30 protein-coding genes are annotated in these 15,559 nt (G+C 47.5%); 2 read left to right on the top strand and 28 right to left on the bottom strand.

The features are described from left to right. Window positions 1–8: 8 nt before the first annotated feature. Together trkA and mscL are read left to right on the top strand one after the other, a co-directional pair. Window positions 9–1,385, top strand: a complete 1,377-nt coding sequence (gene trkA / locus CWC46_RS04860; RefSeq protein ID WP_021013326.1) for a Trk system potassium transporter TrkA — start codon at window positions 9–11, stop codon at window positions 1,383–1,385. 106 nt (window positions 1,386–1,491) lie between these two features. Beyond that, entirely contained in the window at window positions 1,492–1,902 is a 411-nt protein-coding gene (gene mscL / locus CWC46_RS04855) for a large-conductance mechanosensitive channel protein MscL (protein ID WP_021013327.1), read from the top strand. 125 nt (window positions 1,903–2,027) lie between these two features. On the opposite strand, the gene CWC46_RS04850 is transcribed toward mscL, so the two are convergent. The 28 genes from CWC46_RS04850 to rplD all read right to left on the bottom strand — a co-directional run bounded on the left by CWC46_RS04850 (window position 2,028) and on the right by rplD (window position 15,547). Beyond that, on the bottom strand, window positions 2,028–2,258 hold the full coding sequence (locus CWC46_RS04850) for an alternative ribosome-rescue factor A (protein ID WP_021013328.1): 231 nt from the start codon (window positions 2,256–2,258) through the stop codon (window positions 2,028–2,030). Between the two features lie 85 nt (window positions 2,259–2,343). Continuing rightward, entirely contained in the window at window positions 2,344–2,724 is a 381-nt protein-coding gene (locus tag CWC46_RS04845) for a DnaJ family domain-containing protein (protein WP_021013329.1), read from the bottom strand. A gap of 135 nt (window positions 2,725–2,859) precedes the next feature. Beyond that, window positions 2,860–3,252 (bottom strand): 50S ribosomal protein L17, encoded by a 393-nt coding sequence (gene rplQ, locus CWC46_RS04840; RefSeq protein ID WP_021013330.1) that lies wholly within the window; start codon window positions 3,250–3,252, stop codon window positions 2,860–2,862. A gap of 40 nt (window positions 3,253–3,292) precedes the next feature. Beyond that, on the bottom strand, window positions 3,293–4,282 hold the full coding sequence (locus CWC46_RS04835) for a DNA-directed RNA polymerase subunit alpha (RefSeq protein ID WP_021013331.1): 990 nt from the start codon (window positions 4,280–4,282) through the stop codon (window positions 3,293–3,295). Between the two features lie 25 nt (window positions 4,283–4,307). Continuing rightward, window positions 4,308–4,928 (bottom strand): 30S ribosomal protein S4, encoded by a 621-nt coding sequence (gene rpsD / locus CWC46_RS04830; RefSeq protein ID WP_021013332.1) that lies wholly within the window; start codon window positions 4,926–4,928, stop codon window positions 4,308–4,310. A gap of 30 nt (window positions 4,929–4,958) precedes the next feature. Continuing rightward, entirely contained in the window at window positions 4,959–5,348 is a 390-nt protein-coding gene (rpsK, locus tag CWC46_RS04825) for a 30S ribosomal protein S11 (protein ID WP_002919257.1), read from the bottom strand. A 16-nt stretch (window positions 5,349–5,364) separates the two neighbouring features. Next, a complete protein-coding gene (gene rpsM / locus CWC46_RS04820; RefSeq protein ID WP_021013333.1) occupies window positions 5,365–5,721 on the bottom strand; it encodes a 30S ribosomal protein S13 in 357 nt (118 codons plus the stop codon). A gap of 145 nt (window positions 5,722–5,866) precedes the next feature. Then, entirely contained in the window at window positions 5,867–5,983 is a 117-nt protein-coding gene (gene rpmJ, locus CWC46_RS04815) for a 50S ribosomal protein L36 (protein ID WP_002227352.1), read from the bottom strand. A 34-nt stretch (window positions 5,984–6,017) separates the two neighbouring features. After that, window positions 6,018–7,349: a preprotein translocase subunit SecY gene (secY, locus tag CWC46_RS04810; protein WP_021013334.1), complete on the bottom strand. Its 1,332-nt coding sequence runs from the start codon at window positions 7,347–7,349 to the stop codon at window positions 6,018–6,020. A 7-nt stretch (window positions 7,350–7,356) separates the two neighbouring features. After that, window positions 7,357–7,791 carry a 50S ribosomal protein L15 gene (gene rplO / locus CWC46_RS04805; protein ID WP_021013335.1) on the bottom strand — a complete coding sequence of 145 codons (435 nt, stop codon included), beginning with the start codon at window positions 7,789–7,791 and terminating at the stop codon, window positions 7,357–7,359. A 3-nt stretch (window positions 7,792–7,794) separates the two neighbouring features. Continuing rightward, window positions 7,795–7,974 carry a 50S ribosomal protein L30 gene (gene rpmD, locus CWC46_RS04800; RefSeq protein ID WP_004846568.1) on the bottom strand — a complete coding sequence of 60 codons (180 nt, stop codon included), beginning with the start codon at window positions 7,972–7,974 and terminating at the stop codon, window positions 7,795–7,797. 6 nt (window positions 7,975–7,980) lie between these two features. Then, a complete protein-coding gene (gene rpsE, locus CWC46_RS04795) occupies window positions 7,981–8,481 on the bottom strand; it encodes a 30S ribosomal protein S5 (RefSeq protein WP_021013336.1) in 501 nt (166 codons plus the stop codon). Window positions 8,482–8,495: 14 nt separating this feature from the next. Continuing rightward, window positions 8,496–8,849, bottom strand: coding sequence for a 50S ribosomal protein L18 (gene rplR, locus CWC46_RS04790; protein WP_021013337.1), 354 nt, complete (start codon window positions 8,847–8,849; stop codon window positions 8,496–8,498). Window positions 8,850–8,858: 9 nt separating this feature from the next. Next, on the bottom strand, window positions 8,859–9,392 hold the full coding sequence (gene rplF, locus CWC46_RS04785; RefSeq protein ID WP_021013338.1) for a 50S ribosomal protein L6: 534 nt from the start codon (window positions 9,390–9,392) through the stop codon (window positions 8,859–8,861). A 13-nt stretch (window positions 9,393–9,405) separates the two neighbouring features. Next, on the bottom strand, window positions 9,406–9,798 hold the full coding sequence (gene rpsH / locus CWC46_RS04780) for a 30S ribosomal protein S8 (RefSeq protein WP_021013339.1): 393 nt from the start codon (window positions 9,796–9,798) through the stop codon (window positions 9,406–9,408). A 33-nt stretch (window positions 9,799–9,831) separates the two neighbouring features. Then, on the bottom strand, window positions 9,832–10,137 hold the full coding sequence (rpsN, locus tag CWC46_RS04775; protein WP_021013340.1) for a 30S ribosomal protein S14: 306 nt from the start codon (window positions 10,135–10,137) through the stop codon (window positions 9,832–9,834). Between the two features lie 13 nt (window positions 10,138–10,150). Next, window positions 10,151–10,690 carry a 50S ribosomal protein L5 gene (rplE, locus tag CWC46_RS04770; RefSeq protein ID WP_021013341.1) on the bottom strand — a complete coding sequence of 180 codons (540 nt, stop codon included), beginning with the start codon at window positions 10,688–10,690 and terminating at the stop codon, window positions 10,151–10,153. 14 nt (window positions 10,691–10,704) lie between these two features. After that, a complete protein-coding gene (gene rplX / locus CWC46_RS04765) occupies window positions 10,705–11,019 on the bottom strand; it encodes a 50S ribosomal protein L24 (RefSeq protein WP_021013342.1) in 315 nt (104 codons plus the stop codon). Window positions 11,020–11,029: 10 nt separating this feature from the next. Then, complete coding sequence (rplN, locus tag CWC46_RS04760; protein WP_000613954.1) at window positions 11,030–11,401, bottom strand: 50S ribosomal protein L14; 372 nt, start codon at window positions 11,399–11,401, stop codon at window positions 11,030–11,032. Between the two features lie 171 nt (window positions 11,402–11,572). After that, entirely contained in the window at window positions 11,573–11,827 is a 255-nt protein-coding gene (gene rpsQ, locus CWC46_RS04755) for a 30S ribosomal protein S17 (RefSeq protein WP_021013343.1), read from the bottom strand. Continuing rightward, window positions 11,827–12,018: a 50S ribosomal protein L29 gene (rpmC, locus tag CWC46_RS04750; RefSeq protein ID WP_021013344.1), complete on the bottom strand. Its 192-nt coding sequence runs from the start codon at window positions 12,016–12,018 to the stop codon at window positions 11,827–11,829. The genes rpsQ and rpmC overlap by 1 nt, the downstream gene beginning before the upstream one ends. Continuing rightward, entirely contained in the window at window positions 12,018–12,428 is a 411-nt protein-coding gene (rplP, locus tag CWC46_RS04745; RefSeq protein WP_009111208.1) for a 50S ribosomal protein L16, read from the bottom strand. The genes rpmC and rplP overlap by 1 nt, the downstream gene beginning before the upstream one ends. A gap of 12 nt (window positions 12,429–12,440) precedes the next feature. Further along, window positions 12,441–13,142, bottom strand: coding sequence for a 30S ribosomal protein S3 (rpsC, locus tag CWC46_RS04740; RefSeq protein ID WP_021013345.1), 702 nt, complete (start codon window positions 13,140–13,142; stop codon window positions 12,441–12,443). A gap of 17 nt (window positions 13,143–13,159) precedes the next feature. Beyond that, window positions 13,160–13,492, bottom strand: coding sequence for a 50S ribosomal protein L22 (gene rplV / locus CWC46_RS04735; RefSeq protein ID WP_021013346.1), 333 nt, complete (start codon window positions 13,490–13,492; stop codon window positions 13,160–13,162). Between the two features lie 14 nt (window positions 13,493–13,506). Next, window positions 13,507–13,785: a 30S ribosomal protein S19 gene (gene rpsS / locus CWC46_RS04730; RefSeq protein ID WP_021013347.1), complete on the bottom strand. Its 279-nt coding sequence runs from the start codon at window positions 13,783–13,785 to the stop codon at window positions 13,507–13,509. Between the two features lie 16 nt (window positions 13,786–13,801). Continuing rightward, complete coding sequence (gene rplB / locus CWC46_RS04725; RefSeq protein WP_021013348.1) at window positions 13,802–14,623, bottom strand: 50S ribosomal protein L2; 822 nt, start codon at window positions 14,621–14,623, stop codon at window positions 13,802–13,804. A 19-nt stretch (window positions 14,624–14,642) separates the two neighbouring features. Next, entirely contained in the window at window positions 14,643–14,945 is a 303-nt protein-coding gene (rplW, locus tag CWC46_RS04720) for a 50S ribosomal protein L23 (RefSeq protein WP_012768102.1), read from the bottom strand. Further along, window positions 14,942–15,547, bottom strand: a complete 606-nt coding sequence (gene rplD, locus CWC46_RS04715; protein ID WP_021013349.1) for a 50S ribosomal protein L4 — start codon at window positions 15,545–15,547, stop codon at window positions 14,942–14,944. Before rplD ends, rplW begins: the two co-directional genes overlap by 4 nt. Window positions 15,548–15,559: the final 12 nt, after the last annotated feature.

The raw sequence follows: 15,559 nt of genomic DNA, 5'->3' as shown, positions 1-15,559 counted from the left end.
AAATAACTATGAAGATTATTATTCTTGGTGCTGGTCAGGTCGGTGGAACACTGGCAGAAAATTTATCGGGAGAAAACAACGATATTACTGTTGTTGATACCAATACGGCCCGCTTACGTCAGCTTCAGGATAAATTCGATCTCCGTGTTGTCACTGGCTATGCATCTCATCCACGGGTATTACGTGAAGCAGGCGCAGAAGATGCAGACATGCTGGTTGCCGTCACCAATTCTGACGAAACAAACATGATAGCCTGCCAAATTGCTTACTCACTATTTAATACCCCTAATCGTATCGCCCGCATTCGCTCAGCTGACTATATACGCGAGGCGGATCAACTGTTCACGCCCGAGGCCGTTCCCATTGATCATCTGATTTCTCCTGAGCAGTTGGTGATCGATAATATCTATAAACTAATCGAATATCCTGGTGCGCTGCAGGTAGTGACTTTTGCAGAAGGGAAAGTAAGTATTGCTGCCGTTAATGCTTATTACGGCGGGCCGTTAGTGGGCAATGCCATTTCCTCTATGCGCGAACATATGCCACATATTGAAACACGCGTTGCAGCTATTTTCCGACAGGATCGTCCTATCCGCCCTCAGGGATCGACTATCATTGAAGCAGGTGATGAAGTATTTTTTGTTGCCGCATCACAACATATTCGCGCAGTAATGAGCGAGTTACAGCGGCTGGAAAAACCCTACAAACGAATCATGATCGTAGGTGGTGGTAACGTGGGTCTTGGTTTGGCTATGAAGCTGGAACGAGACTACAGTGTAAAACTGATAGAGAAAGATACACAACGGGCGGCAGAGCTCGCAGAACGGCTACAAAATACCATCGTCTTTCATGGTGATGCTTCCGATCAGGAACTTCTGACCCAAGAGCATGTTGAACAAATTGACGTTTTCATCGCTATCACTAACGATGATGAAGCGAATATTATGTCTGCCATGCTCGCTAAACGGATGGGTGCCAAAAAGGTAATGGTTTTGATCCAGCGCAGAGCTTATATCGATCTGGTACAAGGAAGTGTTATTGATGTCGCTATATCTCCACAACAAGCGACTATTTCAGCCTTACTGGGACATGTTCGTAAAGCGGATATTATCAGCGTCTCATCATTACGCCGAGGTGTGGCTGAAGCCATCGAGGCCATCGCTCATGGTGATGAAGGAACATCAAAAGTAGTTGGACGCATGATTGAAGATATCAAACTCCCACCAGGAACAACCATCGGTGCAATTGTAAGAGGTGATGATGTCATCATCGCTAACCACAATACACACATTGAGCAAGGTGACCATGTCATTATGTTCTTGACCGACAAAAAGTATGTTCCAGAAGTAGAACGCTTATTCCAACCCAGCCCTTTCTTCTTGTAATCACGATCAGGCCGTTGTCGACTACCTCAACGGCCATACATCTATCTTGCTGGCAAATCGACCACCCCTTGTTAGAATTGACATAGATATTGTCGGGAGAGCCCAAATGAATTTTATTAAAGAATTCCGTGAATTTGCCATGCGTGGCAATGTTATTGACTTGGCGGTAGGGGTCATTGTTGGCTCAGCGTTTGGTAAAATTATCTCATCACTAGTCTCTGACATTATTATGCCCCCTTTGGGATTGCTTATTGCTGGCATCGACGTTAAGCACTTTCACTTTATATTGCGTCAAGCACAGAACAATACCCCTGAGGTTGTCATAAACTACGGTACTTTTATTCAGAATGTCTTTGATTTTATTATTGTTGCCTTTGCTATTTTTGCTTTGGTCAAACTGATAAATAGCATGCATCATAAACAGGAAGAGAAACCAAAAATGCCCGCTGAACCCAATGCAGAAGAGAAATTACTCATAGAAATTCGCGATTTACTTAAGCAACAGGCCAAGCAATAGTCTTAATCGTAACGACATTAGCGTGTTTGAAATTCTAATGCCCATATCAAGAGAATTATTCAGAAGACAATAAAGGAAATAAAAAATGGAGTATCAGAGGCCGAGCAAAACACCTACGTACTGATTTACACAATCAGAAGGCCAGTGGTAAACAGAAGGCCAGTGGTAAAAATTTTCTGATTTTTACCACTGGCCTCCCAGTTATTGCCATTAAATTTTTTATGTTTTCCTTTCCGTTGATAACTTCCTTTCCCCTTCATATTTTTCTCAACCCTTTGGCGGAATAAAGGATCGTGAAGCAGTGCTTCAATTGCATTATTATTGATTTGCCCTTTTGTATGCCGATAATTAGACATGATTACTCCTGACACATTATTAGTAAATACAGATTACGAACGCTGCTGTTCGTAAACTAAACACTCACAGTATATTTAATCTACTCTAAGACTTTTGAGAAGAGCCAAGCAACTTATCACTTATTGCTGATTGATACCGGGTTCTTAAAAAGTCAGTACTCATTCCTGCCTGTTGTAAACGTAACTCCAAAAGCCGAATCTGTTTGTTGAGTTTGTCATGTTCAGGATGCTCAGGATTAATTTCCTGCAACAGTTGAATGAGTGTTAAGGCCTCTTTACGGTCCAACAGTTCCTGTGGAAGGTACCCGGCATTTTTAAGTAAATGAAATGCTGATCGTAACTCTTCAGGAACGGCACTATTATCATCAAGCTGGAGCGGTCTTCCACAACCAGATAAATTATCAAACTCTCCTTTCAATTGGGCTTCGACAATGTGCCTCTCAGCCCATTCATCAATAAGAAACATGGCCTTCTCCTACGAGACATTATCAAAAGACAGTAATAAAAGGATAACGCAGAAATTTAGCAAAGATAAGAAAAGACATGACATTTAGACGTAAAAAAACCGGGTTTCCCCGGCTTTTTTACGCTAACACAGATTTTACTCTGCAGTAGCGACTTCTTCTGTTTGAGAAGCGGCACGATCAACGAGCTCGATGTATGCCATCGGCGCATTGTCGCCTGCACGGAAGCCACACTTAAGAATACGAGTGTAACCACCAGCACGGCTCGCAAAACGCGGGCCCAATTCATTAAACAGTTTAGCCACGATCTCGTTATCACGAGTACGTGCAAATGCCAGACGACGATTAGCAACGCTGTCGGTCTTGGCAAGAGTAATCAGCGGTTCAACAACACGACGCAGCTCTTTTGCTTTCGGCAAGGTCGTCTTGATAATCTCATGACGAACCAAAGAACCAGCCATGTTACGGAACATAGCCTGACGATGGCTGCTGTTACGGTTCAGTTGACGACCACTCTTACGATGGCGCATGACCTTATCCTTCTCAGTAAAACCTTAACCTGTGATCTGGTTACTCATCGGCAATGCTTGCAGGCGGCCAATTCTCTAGGCGCATGCCTAGTGATAAGCCACGGGAAGCCAGCACGTCTTTAATCTCAGTAAGAGATTTCTTACCCAGGTTCGGCGTTTTCAGCAACTCAACCTCGGTACGTTGCACCAGATCACCGATGTAGTGGATAGCTTCTGCCTTGAGGCAGTTAGCAGAGCGGACAGTCAATTCCAGATCGTCAACAGGGCGCAGCAGGATCGGATCGAATTCTGGTTTTTCTTCTTTCACTTCTGGTTGACGTACATCACGTAAGTCAACAAAAGCTTCCAATTGTTCAGCCAGAATGGTTGCCGCACGGCGGATCGATTCTTCAGGATCGATCGTACCGTTGGTTTCCATTTCGATGACCAGCTTATCCAAGTCGGTACGTTGTTCTACTCGAGCTGCTTCAACATTGTAAGCGATACGCTCAACAGGGCTGTAGCAAGCATCGACTAACAAACGACCAATTGGGCGCTCATCTTCTTCCGTATGAATACGGGCAGATGCCGGCACATAACCACGACCACGCTGAACTTTAATACGCATATTAATATTCGCGTTTTCATCGGTCAGATGGCAAATTACATGCTGTGGCTTGACGATTTCGACATCACCATCATGTGTAATGTCGGCGGCAGTCACAGGGCCAATGCCAGATTTATTCAAGGTAAGAATGACTTCATCTTTTCCTTGAACTTTCACCGCCAGCCCTTTCAGGTTGAGCAGGATTTCCAGGATATCTTCCTGTACGCCTTCTTTGGTGCTGTACTCATGTAGTACACCATCAATCTCAACCTCGGTCACCGCGCAACCTGGCATGGATGAAAGCAGAATACGGCGCAGTGCGTTGCCAAGAGTATGGCCAAAGCCCCGCTCTAACGGCTCAAGGGTCACCTTGGCGTGCGTCGAACTGACTTGCTCGATATCTACCAGGCGCGGTTTTAGAAACTCTGTCACAGAACCCTGCATTGTGTCCTCTCTTTGGTACTAAGCCTTACTTAGAGTAAAGCTCGACGATCAGGTGTTCATTAATGTCAGCAGACAGATCAGTACGTTCAGGATTACGCTTGAACATACCTTCCATCTTGGCAGCATCAACTTCCAGCCAAGTTGGCTTTTCACGCTGCTCAGCCAGCTCCAGAGCAGCCTTAACACGAGACTGCTTTTTAGCTTTCTCACGGATGCTGACTACGTCATTCGGAGATACCTGATAAGAAGCAATGTTAACAACGCGACCATTTACCATGATAGCTTTGTGGCTGACCAACTGACGTGCTTCCGCACGAGTAGCACCAAAACCCATACGATAAACGACGTTATCCAGACGGCCTTCAAGCAATTGCAACAGGTTTGCACCTGTGTTGCCTTTCAGACGAGCTGCTTCTTTGTAATAGTTACGGAACTGGCGTTCAAGCACACCGTAGATACGACGGACTTTTTGCTTTTCACGCAACTGCACACCATAGTCAGACAGACGCGGCTTACGTGCGCCATGCTGGCCAGGAGCTTGTTCAATTTTACACTTGGAATCGATCGCACGAACACCAGACTTTAGAAACAGGTCGGTGCCTTCACGACGGCTCAGCTTGAGCTTAGGACCCAAATATCTTGCCATTTTCTTTCTCCAACAATCCTAAAAGCAGCGTTATACGCGACGCTTTTTCGGCGGACGACAACCGTTATGAGGGATCGGAGTCACATCAGTAATATTAGTGATGCGAAAACCAGCCGCGTTCAACGCGCGGATAGTAGACTCACGGCCCGGACCAGGTCCTTTAACCATAACTTCCAGATTCTTGATACCGTACTCTTTCACTGCTTCAGCACAGCGCTCTGCTGCTACCTGAGCGGCGAACGGAGTGGATTTTCGAGAACCACGGAAACCGGAACCACCGGCAGTTGCCCAACCCAATGCATTACCCTGACGATCAGTAATGGTAACGATGGTGTTGTTGAAAGAAGCATGGATATGAGCCACACCGTCAGAGACTTGCTTTCTTACACGCTTACGTGCACGAATAGGTGCCTTTGCCATTATTCAATCACCCCGATTATTTCTTGATCGGTTTGCGCGGACCCTTACGGGTACGGGCGTTAGTCTTGGTACGCTGACCGCGCACCGGTAGACCACGACGATGACGCAAACCACGATAAGTACCAAGATCCATAAGACGCTTGATGCTCAGGGTAACTTCACGACGCAGATCACCTTCGACAACAAACTTGGCAACTTCGTCACGCAGCTTATCGATTTGCTCTTCAGACAGCTCACTGATCTTAACATCTTCGGCAATACCCGTTGCTGCACAAATAGACTTAGAACGGATTCTACCGACACCGTAAATAGCGGTTAACGCAATAACGGTATGTTTATGATCAGGAATGTTAATGCCTGCTATACGGGCCACTATGCACTCCTACAATTTTATACAGCAATACCACTCTGAAAAGCCCGTTTCAGGATACTCAAATGATATTGCAGTTACATACAAAAGATCGGCTGGCTAATCTAGCCAGCTCAACCCAACTTTGCAAGAAAAATATGTGAGATAATCAGCCTTGACGCTGCTTATGCTTCGGCTCGGCACTGCAGATGACACGAACGACACCGTTACGCTTAACGATCTTACAGTTACGACATAATTTCTTGACGGAAGCACGAACTTTCATTTTTACTCTCCGTAACTTCTCAAGCTTACCCTGATTAGCGGTTATAGCCTTTCAGGTTTGCTTTCTTCAATGCAGACTCATACTGACTTGACATCAACAGAGTTTGCACTTGAGCCATAAAGTCCATGATGACAACAACAACAATAAGTAATGAAGTACCGCCAAAATAGAAAGGTACCTTCATTGCGTCACGCATGAACTCCGGGATGAGGCAGATAAACGTAATATACATCGCACCGATTAATGTCAGACGAGTCATTACCTTATCGATATACTTCGCCGTTTGCTCTCCCGGACGAATTCCTGGCACGAATGCACCGGACTTCTTCAGGTTATCTGCTGTTTCACGTGGGTTGAAAACCAACGCCGTGTAAAAGAAACAGAAGAAGATGATTGCAGACGCATAGAGTAGCACATAAAGCGGTTGTCCAGGCTGCAAATACATAGAAATTGTTGTCAGCCAGTTCCAACCGGTACCGCCCCCAAACCAAGATGCAATCGTTGCTGGGAACAGAATAATACTAGAAGCAAAAATAGCTGGTATTACACCTGCCATATTCACTTTCAGAGGTAAATGCGTACTCTGTGCTGCGTAAACGCGACGCCCTTGTTGACGTTTAGCATAATTAACGACAATACGACGTTGACCACGCTCAATAAATACAACAAAGAAGGTCACTGCAAACACTAAAACTGCAACCAACAGCAACAGGAGGAAGTGCAGATCGCCTTGCCGCGCTTGCTCGATAGTATGGCCAATAGCTGGCGGTAAACCCGCAACAATACCAGCAAAGATTATTATAGAAATACCGTTTCCGATACCTCGTTCAGTAATCTGTTCACCTAGCCACATAAGGAACATAGTTCCTGTAACCAGACTCACAACAGCGGTAAAGTAGAACGCAAGGCCTGGATTAATCACCAAACCTTGCATCCCTGGCATATTCGGCAAACCGGTAGCTATACCGATTGACTGGAATATACCCAATACTAGCGTACCGTAACGGGTATACTGGCTTATCTTACGACGTCCAGCTTCCCCTTCTTTCTTTATCTCCGCCAGAGCTGGGTGCACAACTGTCAGCAACTGGATAATAATGGATGCCGAAATATACGGCATGATCCCCAGAGCAAAGATAGAAGCACGACTGAGAGCACCACCAGAGAACATATTAAACATTTCAATGATGGTGCCTCGCTGTTGCTCGAGCAATTTGGCAAGCACAGTGGCATCAATACCAGGAATGGGAATAAAAGAGCCAATGCGGAAAACAATCAACGCACCGATAACAAACAATAGTCTGCGCTTCAGTTCGCCAACTCCGCCTTTAGCACTTTGAAAATCTAATCCTGGTTGCTTAGCCATCTGCTACTTATTCCTCAATTTTACCGCCAGCAGTTTCGATAGCAGCACGAGCACCTTTAGTGACACGCAGACCACGGATCGTTACCGGGCGAGCAACTTCGCCTGACAGAATTACTTTCGCAAATTCAATCTGGACGCCAATGACGTTAGCGGCTTTTAGCGTATTCAGGTCAACAACATCGCCTTCTACACGAGCCAGATCAGACAAACGAATTTCTGCCGTAATCATTGCTTTGCGAGAAGTGAAGCCAAATTTCGGCAAACGACGATATAAAGGCATCTGACCACCTTCAAAACCACGACGTACACCACCGCCAGAACGAGATTTCTGACCTTTGTGACCACGACCGCCGGTTTTGCCCGTTCCAGAGCCAATACCACGACCTAAACGCTTTGGTGCATGTTTAGCACCTTCGGCCGGAGACAGAGTATTTAAACGCATCTGTTACTCCTCCACTTTAACCATGTAGGAAACCGCGTTGACCATACCACGAACAGCGGGAGTATCTTCACGCTCAACGGTGTGGCCAATACGACGTAGACCCAGGCCAAGCAGTGTCGCCTTATGTTTCGGCAGACGACCGATTGCACTACGGGTTTGAGTAATTTTAATAGTCTTTGCCATGGTTAATTACCCCAGAATTTCTTCAACGGATTTACCACGCTTGGCAGCGACCATTTCCGGGGACTTCATATCTTCCAAGGCAGCAATAGTTGCACGAACCACGTTAATCGGGTTAGTAGAACCATAGGCTTTGGCCAATACGTTGTGAACCCCTGCAACTTCTAGTACGGCGCGCATTGCGCCACCGGCAATAATACCGGTACCTTCGGAAGCTGGCTGCATGAACACGCGAGACCCTGTATGAGCACCTTTAACTGGGTGCTGCAGAGTGCCGTTGTTCAGCGCGACATTCATCATATTGCGACGAGCTTTTTCCATCGCTTTCTGGATCGCTGCCGGAACTTCGCGTGCTTTACCGTAACCAAAACCAACGCGGCCATTACCATCCCCGACTACAGTTAGTGCGGTGAAGCTAAAAATACGACCACCCTTAACGGTTTTAGATACGCGATTTACCGCGATCAGCTTTTCCTGCAGTTCGCCAGCTTGTTTCTCGATGTGAGACATCTTACACCTCTACCTTAGAACTGAAGGCCAGCTTCACGGGCAGCATCTGCCAGTGCCTGGACTCGACCATGATATTGGAAACCGGAACGGTCAAAAGCAACATCTTTGATGCCTTTTTCCAGAGCACGCTGAGCAATAGTTTTACCTACAGTTGCAGCGGCATCTTTGTTACCAGTGGACTTCAGTTGTTCAGCGATAGCCTTTTCTACAGTCGAAGCGGCTACCAGGACTTCAGAACCGTTCGGTGCGATAACCTGCGCATAAATATGGCGAGGGGTACGATGTACCACCAGACGAGTCGCACCCAGTTCCTGGAATTTGCGACGTGCGCGGGTCGCACGACGGATACGGGCTGATTTCTTATCCATAGTGTTACCTTACTTCTTCTTAGCCTCTTTGGTACGCACGACTTCGTCGGCGTAACGAACACCCTTGCCTTTATAAGGCTCAGGACGACGGTAAGCACGCAGGTCTGCCGCCACTTGACCGACCAGCTGTTTATCTGCGCCTTTCAGCACAATTTCAGTCTGAGACGGACATTCGGCACTCACACCTGCTGGTAGGGCATGGTCAACTGGATGAGAAAACCCAAGAGCCAGATTTACCACATTGCCTTTAACAGCAGCACGGTAACCAACACCTACCAATTGCAGCTTCTTGGTGAAGCCTTCGGTAACACCGACAACCATTCCGTTTAACAGTGCACGAGTGGTCCCAGCCTGGGCCCAACCGTCAACGAAGCCTTCGCGCGGAGCGAAAGTCAGTACGTTATCAGCCTGTTTAACATCTACGGCATCATGGATCTTACGAGTCAGCTCGCCGTTTTTACCCTTGATCGAAATAACCTGACCGTTGAGTTTTACCTCTACGCCGACAGGAATGACGACGGGTGCTTTTGCAACACGAGACATTCTTTCCTCCCGATTAAGCTACGTAGCAGATAATCTCGCCACCAAGACCTGCTTGGCGAGCTGCACGATCAGTCATAACACCTTTAGAGGTAGAAACAACTGCAATACCCAAGCCAGCCATAACTTTTGGCAGCTCATCTTTACGTTTGTAGATGCGCAGACCTGGGCGGCTAATACGCTGAATGCTTTCTACCACAGCTTTGCCCTGGAAATACTTAAGTACCAATTCCAGAACAGGCTTGGTGTCGCCTTCAATTTTGAAATTTTCGATAAAGCCTTCTTCCTTCAGCACGTTGGCAATTGCCACTTTCAGCTTGGAGGAAGGCATGGTGACCGCAACTTTGTTCGCGGCCTGACCGTTACGGATACGGGTCAGCATATCCGCGATCGGATCTTGCATGCTCATCTGTCTTTACTCCCGTGATTCAATTGGTGACAATTACCAGCTAGCCTTTCTCAGACCCGGGATTTCACCGCGCATGGCGGCTTCACGGACCTTAATACGGCTCAACCCGAACTTCCGCAGGAAAGCGTGCGGACGACCAGTCTGGCGGCAGCGGTTACGCTGACGGGACGGGCTGGAATCACGCGGCAGAGTCTGCAGCTTCAGAACAGCATCCCAACGATCTTCGTCAGAAGCATTCACGTCAGAGATAATAGCTTTCAGTTCAACGCGCTTTGCGAAGAATTTGTCAGCCAACTTCACGCGTTTGACTTCGCGTGCTTTCATGGATTGCTTAGCCATTAGTAACCCTACCTTACTTGCGGAACGGGAAGTTAAAGGCAGCCAGCAGAGCACGGCCTTCATCATCGGATTTCGCAGTGGTGGTAATGGTTATATCCAAACCACGAACGCGATCGACTTTGTCATAATCGATTTCCGGGAAGATGATCTGCTCACGCACGCCCATGCTGTAGTTACCACGACCATCAAATGACTTGGCAGACAAGCCACGGAAGTCACGAATGCGCGGTACAGCAATAGAAATCAGGCGCTCAAGGAACTCCCACATGCGTTCACCACGCAGAGTTACTTTACAGCCGATCGGATAGCCCTGGCGGATTTTGAAGCCTGCAACAGATTTGCGTGCTTTGGTGATAAACGGTTTTTGACCGGAGATTGCTGTCAGGTCAGCTGCTGCATTATCCAGCAGTTTTTTGTCAGCAATCGCTTCACCCACACCCATGTTCAGGGTGATCTTCTCGACCCGAGGGACTTGCATGACAGAATTGTAGCTAAACTGAGTCATCAGTTTTTTAACTACTTCGTCTTTGTAGTAATCATGCAGTTTCGCCATCGTACTACTCCAAATTACTTGATAGTTTCGCTATTAGATTTAAAGAAACGGACTTTTTTGCCCTCTTCGAATCTAAAGCCTACACGGTCAGCCTTGCCAGTAGCCGCATTGAAGATTGCAACGTTAGAAACCTGAATTGCAGCTTCTTTTTCAACGATGCCACCTGGTTGATTCAGAGCCGGAACCGGCTTCTGATGTTTCTTAACCAGATTGATACCTTCAATAATGACCTTACTAGAAGACAGAACATTTTTTACCTTACCGCGCTTACCTTTATCTTTACCGGTTAGCACAATAACTTCGTCATCACGACGGATCTTCGCTGCCATGATTCGCTCCTTAAAGTACTTCTGGTGCCAGAGAGATAATTTTCATGAACTTCTCATTACGGAGTTCACGAGTTACCGGCCCAAAAATACGCGTACCGATAGGCTGTTCACTGTTATTATTTAAAATAACGCAAGCATTTCCATCGAAGCGAATGACAGAACCGTCCGGGCGACGAACACCCTTCTTGGTGCGCACCACAACCGCCTTCAGCACATCGCCTTTTTTCACCTTACCGCGAGGAATTGCTTCCTTGATGGTAATTTTGATGATATCGCCGACGCCTGCGTAGCGACGGTGCGAGCCACCTAGAACCTTGATACACATTACGCGACGTGCACCGGAGTTGTCGGCCACATTCAGCATAGTCTGTTCTTGGATCATGTTAGTGCTCCGCTAATGTCAACTACTACTTTATAGGACCCAGAATGGGTCGTTAAAAAAGCCCCCATAATTGAAGGCGCAGCATTATAACACTGCTTCCTTACTATGGGTAGAAAAAATAAACGGCCCAGATACTTGAGCCGTTTATCCTATTTGAGAGCGCTCACTGTATTACAGAATCGCTTTCTCTACAACGCGAACCAACGTCCAAGATTTTGTTTTGGACAGTGGGCGGCATTCGCGGATTTCAACCACGTCGCCAATACCACATTCGTTGTTCTCGTCATGTACGTGCAGCTTAGTCGTACGTCTAATGAATTTACCGTAAAGCGGGTGTTTCACGAAACGTTCGATCGCAACAACCATGGATTTCTCCATTTTGTCGCTAACAACACGACCTTGCAGAGTACGGATTTTATCGGTCATTACGCACCCGCCTTCTCAGTCAGTAAAGTCTTAACACGTGCAACATTACGACGCACTTGTTTCAACAGGTGAGTTTGTTGTAGTTGACCACTTGCTGTCTGCATGCGCAGATTAAATTGTTCGCGCAGCAGTTCAAGCAACTCAGTGTTCAGCTCTTCAACGCTCTTTTCACGCAGCTCTTGTGCTTTCATTACATCACCGTCTTAGTTACAAAGGTGGTTTTGATCGGCAGTTTCGCTGCTGCCAGTTGGAATGCCTCACGGGCTAACTCTTCCGGCACACCGTCCATCTCGTACAGGACTTTACCTGGCTGAATCAAGGCAACCCAGTATTCTACGTTACCTTTACCTTTACCCATACGCACTTCCAGCGGCTTTTCGGTGATCGGTTTGTCCGGGAATACACGGATCCAGATCTTACCTTGACGCTTTACAGCACGGGTCATAGCACGACGTGCAGCTTCGATTTGACGAGCAGTCAGGCGACCGCGGCCAACAGCTTTCAGACCGAAAGTGCCGAAGCTAACATCCGTACCAGCAGCCAGACCGCGGTTGCGGCCTTTGTGCATCTTACGGAATTTTGTACGCTTTGGTTGTAACATCAGCGACTCTCCTTACTTGCGGCCTTTACGCTGCTGCTTTTTAGGTTGAGCAGCCGGTTTTTCCGGTTGTTCAACGGCAGCCATACCACCCAGGATCTCACCTTTGAAGATCCATACCTTCACACCGATAACACCATAAGTGGTGTGCGCTTCGGAAGTGTTGTAATCGATATCCGCACGCAGTGTATGCAACGGAACACGACCTTCGCGGTACCATTCGGTACGCGCAATTTCAGCGCCGCCCAAACGGCCACTTACTTCAACCTTGATACCTTTAGCGCCCAGACGCATAGCGTTCTGTACTGCACGCTTCATAGCTCGACGGAACATAACACGGCGTTCCAGCTGAGAAGTAATGCTGTCAGCAACCAGTTTTGCGTCCAGTTCAGGTTTACGAACTTCAGCGATGTTGATTTGTGCAGGTACGCCAGCGATATCCGCTACGACTTTGCGCAATTTTTCAACATCTTCACCTTTTTTACCGATAACGATTCCCGGGCGAGCAGTATGAATGGTTACACGTATGCTTTTTGCCGGACGTTCGATAACGATACGAGAAACGGAAGCCTTCTCCAGTTCCTTCGTCAGGTATTTACGAACTTTAAAGTCGCCGTCCAGGTTGTCAGCGAATTCTTTGGTATTCGCATACCAGGTAGAGTTCCAAGGTTTGACAATACCCAGGCGAATACCATTAGGATGTACTTTCTGACCCATTGCTAGTCTCCAGAGTCTCAGCGATCGGACACAACCACAGTAATGTGGCTGGTACGCTTCAGGATGCGATCCGCACGACCTTTGGCACGCGGCATAATGCGCTTCATGCTAGGGCCTTCGTCAACGAAGATTTTCGCAACTTTCAGATCATCAATGTCAGCGCCATCGTTGTGTTCTGCGTTAGCAATGGCAGACTCCAGTATTTTTTTAACCAAACCAGCAGCTTTCTTGTTGGTGTAGGCCAGAATATCCAGAGCTTGCGACACTTTCTTACCGCGAATCAGGTCAGCCACCAGGCGTACCTTTTGAGCAGAAGAACGAGCGTGGCGATGTTTAGCGATAGTTTCCATCTCTTCCTCCTACCTTAGCGCTTTTTAGCCTTTTTATCGGCCGCATGGCCGCGATAAGTACGGGTCGGTGCGAACTCACCCAGCTTGTGACCGACCATTTCATCAGAAATGAATACCGGAACGTGCTGACGACCATTATGGACAGCGATGGTCAAACCGATCATGTTTGGAAAGATCGTTGAACGACGGGACCAAGTGCGCAAAGGCTTCTTGTCACCGCTTTCCACCGCTTTCTCTACCTTCTTCAGCAAGTGCAGGTCAATAAATGGACCTTTCTTGAGAGAACGTGGCATGGCTTATCCTCTAAAATTATTTAGTACGGCGACGTACGATGAATTTATCAGTACGCTTATTGCTGCGGGTCTTCTTACCTTTGGTCTGAATGCCCCACGGGGTAACCGGGTGCTTACCAAAGTTACGACCTTCACCACCACCATGTGGGTGATCTACCGGGTTCATCGCCGTACCACGAACAGTAGGACGAATACCACGCCAGCGAGCAGCACCTGCTTTACCCAGAACCCGCAACATGTGCTCAGCGTTACCAACTTCACCTAACGTAGCGCGACAGTCAGACTCAATTTTACGCATTTCACCAGAGCGCAGACGCAAGGTAACGTAAGCACCTTCACGAGCAACGATCTGAACGTAAGCACCAGCAGAACGAGCCAATTGGCCGCCTTTACCTGGTTTCATTTCTACGTTGTGAACCGTTGAACCCACTGGGATGTTACGCATCGGCAGTGTGTTGCCCGTTTTGATTGCAGCATCAACACCAGACTGAATCTGATCACCCGTTTTCAGGCCTTTCGGCGCTAGGATGTAACGACGTTCGCCATCTTTGTACAGAACCAACGCGATGTTGGCAGAACGGTTCGGATCATACTCCAGACGCTCGACAACAGCCGGGATACCGTCTTTGTTACGTTTAAAGTCAACAATACGATACAGCTGCTTGTGACCACCACCGATATGACGGGTGGTGATGCGGCCATTGTTGTTACGGCCACCGGTTTTGCTGTTTTTTTCCAGCAATGGGGCATATGGTTTGCCCTTGTGCAGCTCAGGGTTAACCACTTTAACAACGTGGCGACGACCCGGAGATGTCGGTTTACACTTAACAATTGCCATTGTTCTTTACTCCTCCGACTTACTCTGCGCCGCCAATGAAGTCCAGATTCTGGCCTTCTTTCAGGGTGACGTAAGCTTTTTTCCAGTCGCTACGACGACCGATACGTTGTCCATGACGTTTAACCTTGCCTTTAACAATCAAGGTACGGACATCATTGACTTCGACTTCGAACAGTTTCTGTACGGCAGCTTTGATCTCTGCTTTAGTCGCGTCTTTAGCAACTTTGAGCACGATGGTGTTATTTTTTTCCATCGCAGTAGACGCTTTTTCAGAAACGTGCGGCGCGCGCAATACTTTCAGCAGACGTTCTTCACGAATCATGCCAGCATCTCCTCAACTTGCTTAACAGCATCAGCAGTCATGACTACTTTGTCGAAGGCGATCAGGCTAACCGGGTCGATACCTGCTACATCGCGTACGTCAACCTTGTACAGGTTACGTGCGGCCAGGAACAGATTTTCATCCAGTTCACCAGTGATGATCAGCACATCTTCCAGCGCCATGTCTTTCAGTTTCTGAGCCAATAGTTTGGTTTTCGGTGCTTCTACAGAGAACTGTTCGACAACGATCAGACGATCCTGACGTACCAATTCAGACAAAATGCTTTTCAGCGCGCCGCGGTACATCTTCTTATTAACTTTCTGACTATGGTCCTGAGGCTTGGCAGCAAAGGTTACACCACCGGAACGCCAGATCGGGCTCTTGATAGAACCTGCACGAGCACGGCCAGTACCTTTCTGACGCCACGGTTTCTTACCGGAACCAACTACTTCAGCGCGGGTCTTCTGAGCGCGAGTACCTTGACGGGCACCTGCTGCATAAGCAACAACAACCTGGTGAACTAGCGCTTCATTGAAATCACGCCCGAAGGTAGTTTCGGAAACAGTCAGCGCGCTTTGCGCGTCTTTCAATACCAATTCCATTCCTATCTCCTC

It is taken from the genome of Prodigiosinella confusarubida (assembly GCF_002847015.1).
Taxonomy (GTDB): domain Bacteria; phylum Pseudomonadota; class Gammaproteobacteria; order Enterobacterales; family Enterobacteriaceae; genus Prodigiosinella; species Prodigiosinella aquatilis.
The sequence above is the reverse complement of the archived record's forward strand: the minus strand, read 5'-3'. Positions and strand labels throughout refer to the sequence as shown.

Bases quoted from the DNA above. Each gene is read 5' to 3' on its own strand.
- trkA (WP_021013326.1), top strand. From the start codon at position 9: ATGAAGATTATTATTCTTGGTGCTGGTCAGGTCGGTGGAACACTGGCA.
- mscL (WP_021013327.1), top strand. From the start codon at position 1,492: ATGAATTTTATTAAAGAATTCCGTGAATTTGCCATGCGTGGCAATGTT.
- CWC46_RS04850 (WP_021013328.1), bottom strand. From the start codon at position 2,258: ATGTCTAATTATCGGCATACAAAAGGGCAAATCAATAATAATGCAATT.
- CWC46_RS04845 (WP_021013329.1), bottom strand. From the start codon at position 2,724: ATGTTTCTTATTGATGAATGGGCTGAGAGGCACATTGTCGAAGCCCAA.
- rplQ (WP_021013330.1), bottom strand. From the start codon at position 3,252: ATGCGCCATCGTAAGAGTGGTCGTCAACTGAACCGTAACAGCAGCCAT.
- CWC46_RS04835 (WP_021013331.1), bottom strand. From the start codon at position 4,282: ATGCAGGGTTCTGTGACAGAGTTTCTAAAACCGCGCCTGGTAGATATC.
- rpsD (WP_021013332.1), bottom strand. From the start codon at position 4,928: ATGGCAAGATATTTGGGTCCTAAGCTCAAGCTGAGCCGTCGTGAAGGC.
- rpsK (WP_002919257.1), bottom strand. From the start codon at position 5,348: ATGGCAAAGGCACCTATTCGTGCACGTAAGCGTGTAAGAAAGCAAGTC.
- rpmJ (WP_002227352.1), bottom strand. From the start codon at position 5,983: ATGAAAGTTCGTGCTTCCGTCAAGAAATTATGTCGTAACTGTAAGATC.
- secY (WP_021013334.1), bottom strand. From the start codon at position 7,349: ATGGCTAAGCAACCAGGATTAGATTTTCAAAGTGCTAAAGGCGGAGTT.
- rplO (WP_021013335.1), bottom strand. From the start codon at position 7,791: ATGCGTTTAAATACTCTGTCTCCGGCCGAAGGTGCTAAACATGCACCA.
- rpmD (WP_004846568.1), bottom strand. From the start codon at position 7,974: ATGGCAAAGACTATTAAAATTACTCAAACCCGTAGTGCAATCGGTCGT.
- rpsE (WP_021013336.1), bottom strand. From the start codon at position 8,481: ATGTCTCACATCGAGAAACAAGCTGGCGAACTGCAGGAAAAGCTGATC.
- rplR (WP_021013337.1), bottom strand. From the start codon at position 8,849: ATGGATAAGAAATCAGCCCGTATCCGTCGTGCGACCCGCGCACGTCGC.
- rplF (WP_021013338.1), bottom strand. From the start codon at position 9,392: ATGTCTCGTGTTGCAAAAGCACCCGTCGTCATTCCTGTCGGCGTAGAG.
- rpsH (WP_021013339.1), bottom strand. From the start codon at position 9,798: ATGAGCATGCAAGATCCGATCGCGGATATGCTGACCCGTATCCGTAAC.
- rpsN (WP_021013340.1), bottom strand. From the start codon at position 10,137: ATGGCTAAGCAATCCATGAAAGCACGCGAAGTCAAACGCGTGAAGTTG.
- rplE (WP_021013341.1), bottom strand. From the start codon at position 10,690: ATGGCGAAACTGCATGATTACTACAAAGACGAAGTAGTTAAAAAACTG.
- rplX (WP_021013342.1), bottom strand. From the start codon at position 11,019: ATGGCAGCGAAGATCCGTCGTGATGACGAAGTTATTGTGCTAACCGGT.
- rplN (WP_000613954.1), bottom strand. From the start codon at position 11,401: ATGATCCAAGAACAGACTATGCTGAATGTGGCCGACAACTCCGGTGCA.
- rpsQ (WP_021013343.1), bottom strand. From the start codon at position 11,827: ATGACCGATAAAATCCGTACTCTGCAAGGTCGTGTTGTTAGCGACAAA.
- rpmC (WP_021013344.1), bottom strand. From the start codon at position 12,018: ATGAAAGCACAAGAGCTGCGTGAAAAGAGCGTTGAAGAGCTGAACACT.
- rplP (WP_009111208.1), bottom strand. From the start codon at position 12,428: ATGTTACAACCAAAGCGTACAAAATTCCGTAAGATGCACAAAGGCCGC.
- rpsC (WP_021013345.1), bottom strand. From the start codon at position 13,142: ATGGGTCAGAAAGTACATCCTAATGGTATTCGCCTGGGTATTGTCAAA.
- rplV (WP_021013346.1), bottom strand. From the start codon at position 13,492: ATGGAAACTATCGCTAAACATCGCCACGCTCGTTCTTCTGCTCAAAAG.
- rpsS (WP_021013347.1), bottom strand. From the start codon at position 13,785: ATGCCACGTTCTCTCAAGAAAGGTCCATTTATTGACCTGCACTTGCTG.
- rplB (WP_021013348.1), bottom strand. From the start codon at position 14,623: ATGGCAATTGTTAAGTGTAAACCGACATCTCCGGGTCGTCGCCACGTT.
- rplW (WP_012768102.1), bottom strand. From the start codon at position 14,945: ATGATTCGTGAAGAACGTCTGCTGAAAGTATTGCGCGCGCCGCACGTT.
- rplD (WP_021013349.1), bottom strand. From the start codon at position 15,547: ATGGAATTGGTATTGAAAGACGCGCAAAGCGCGCTGACTGTTTCCGAA.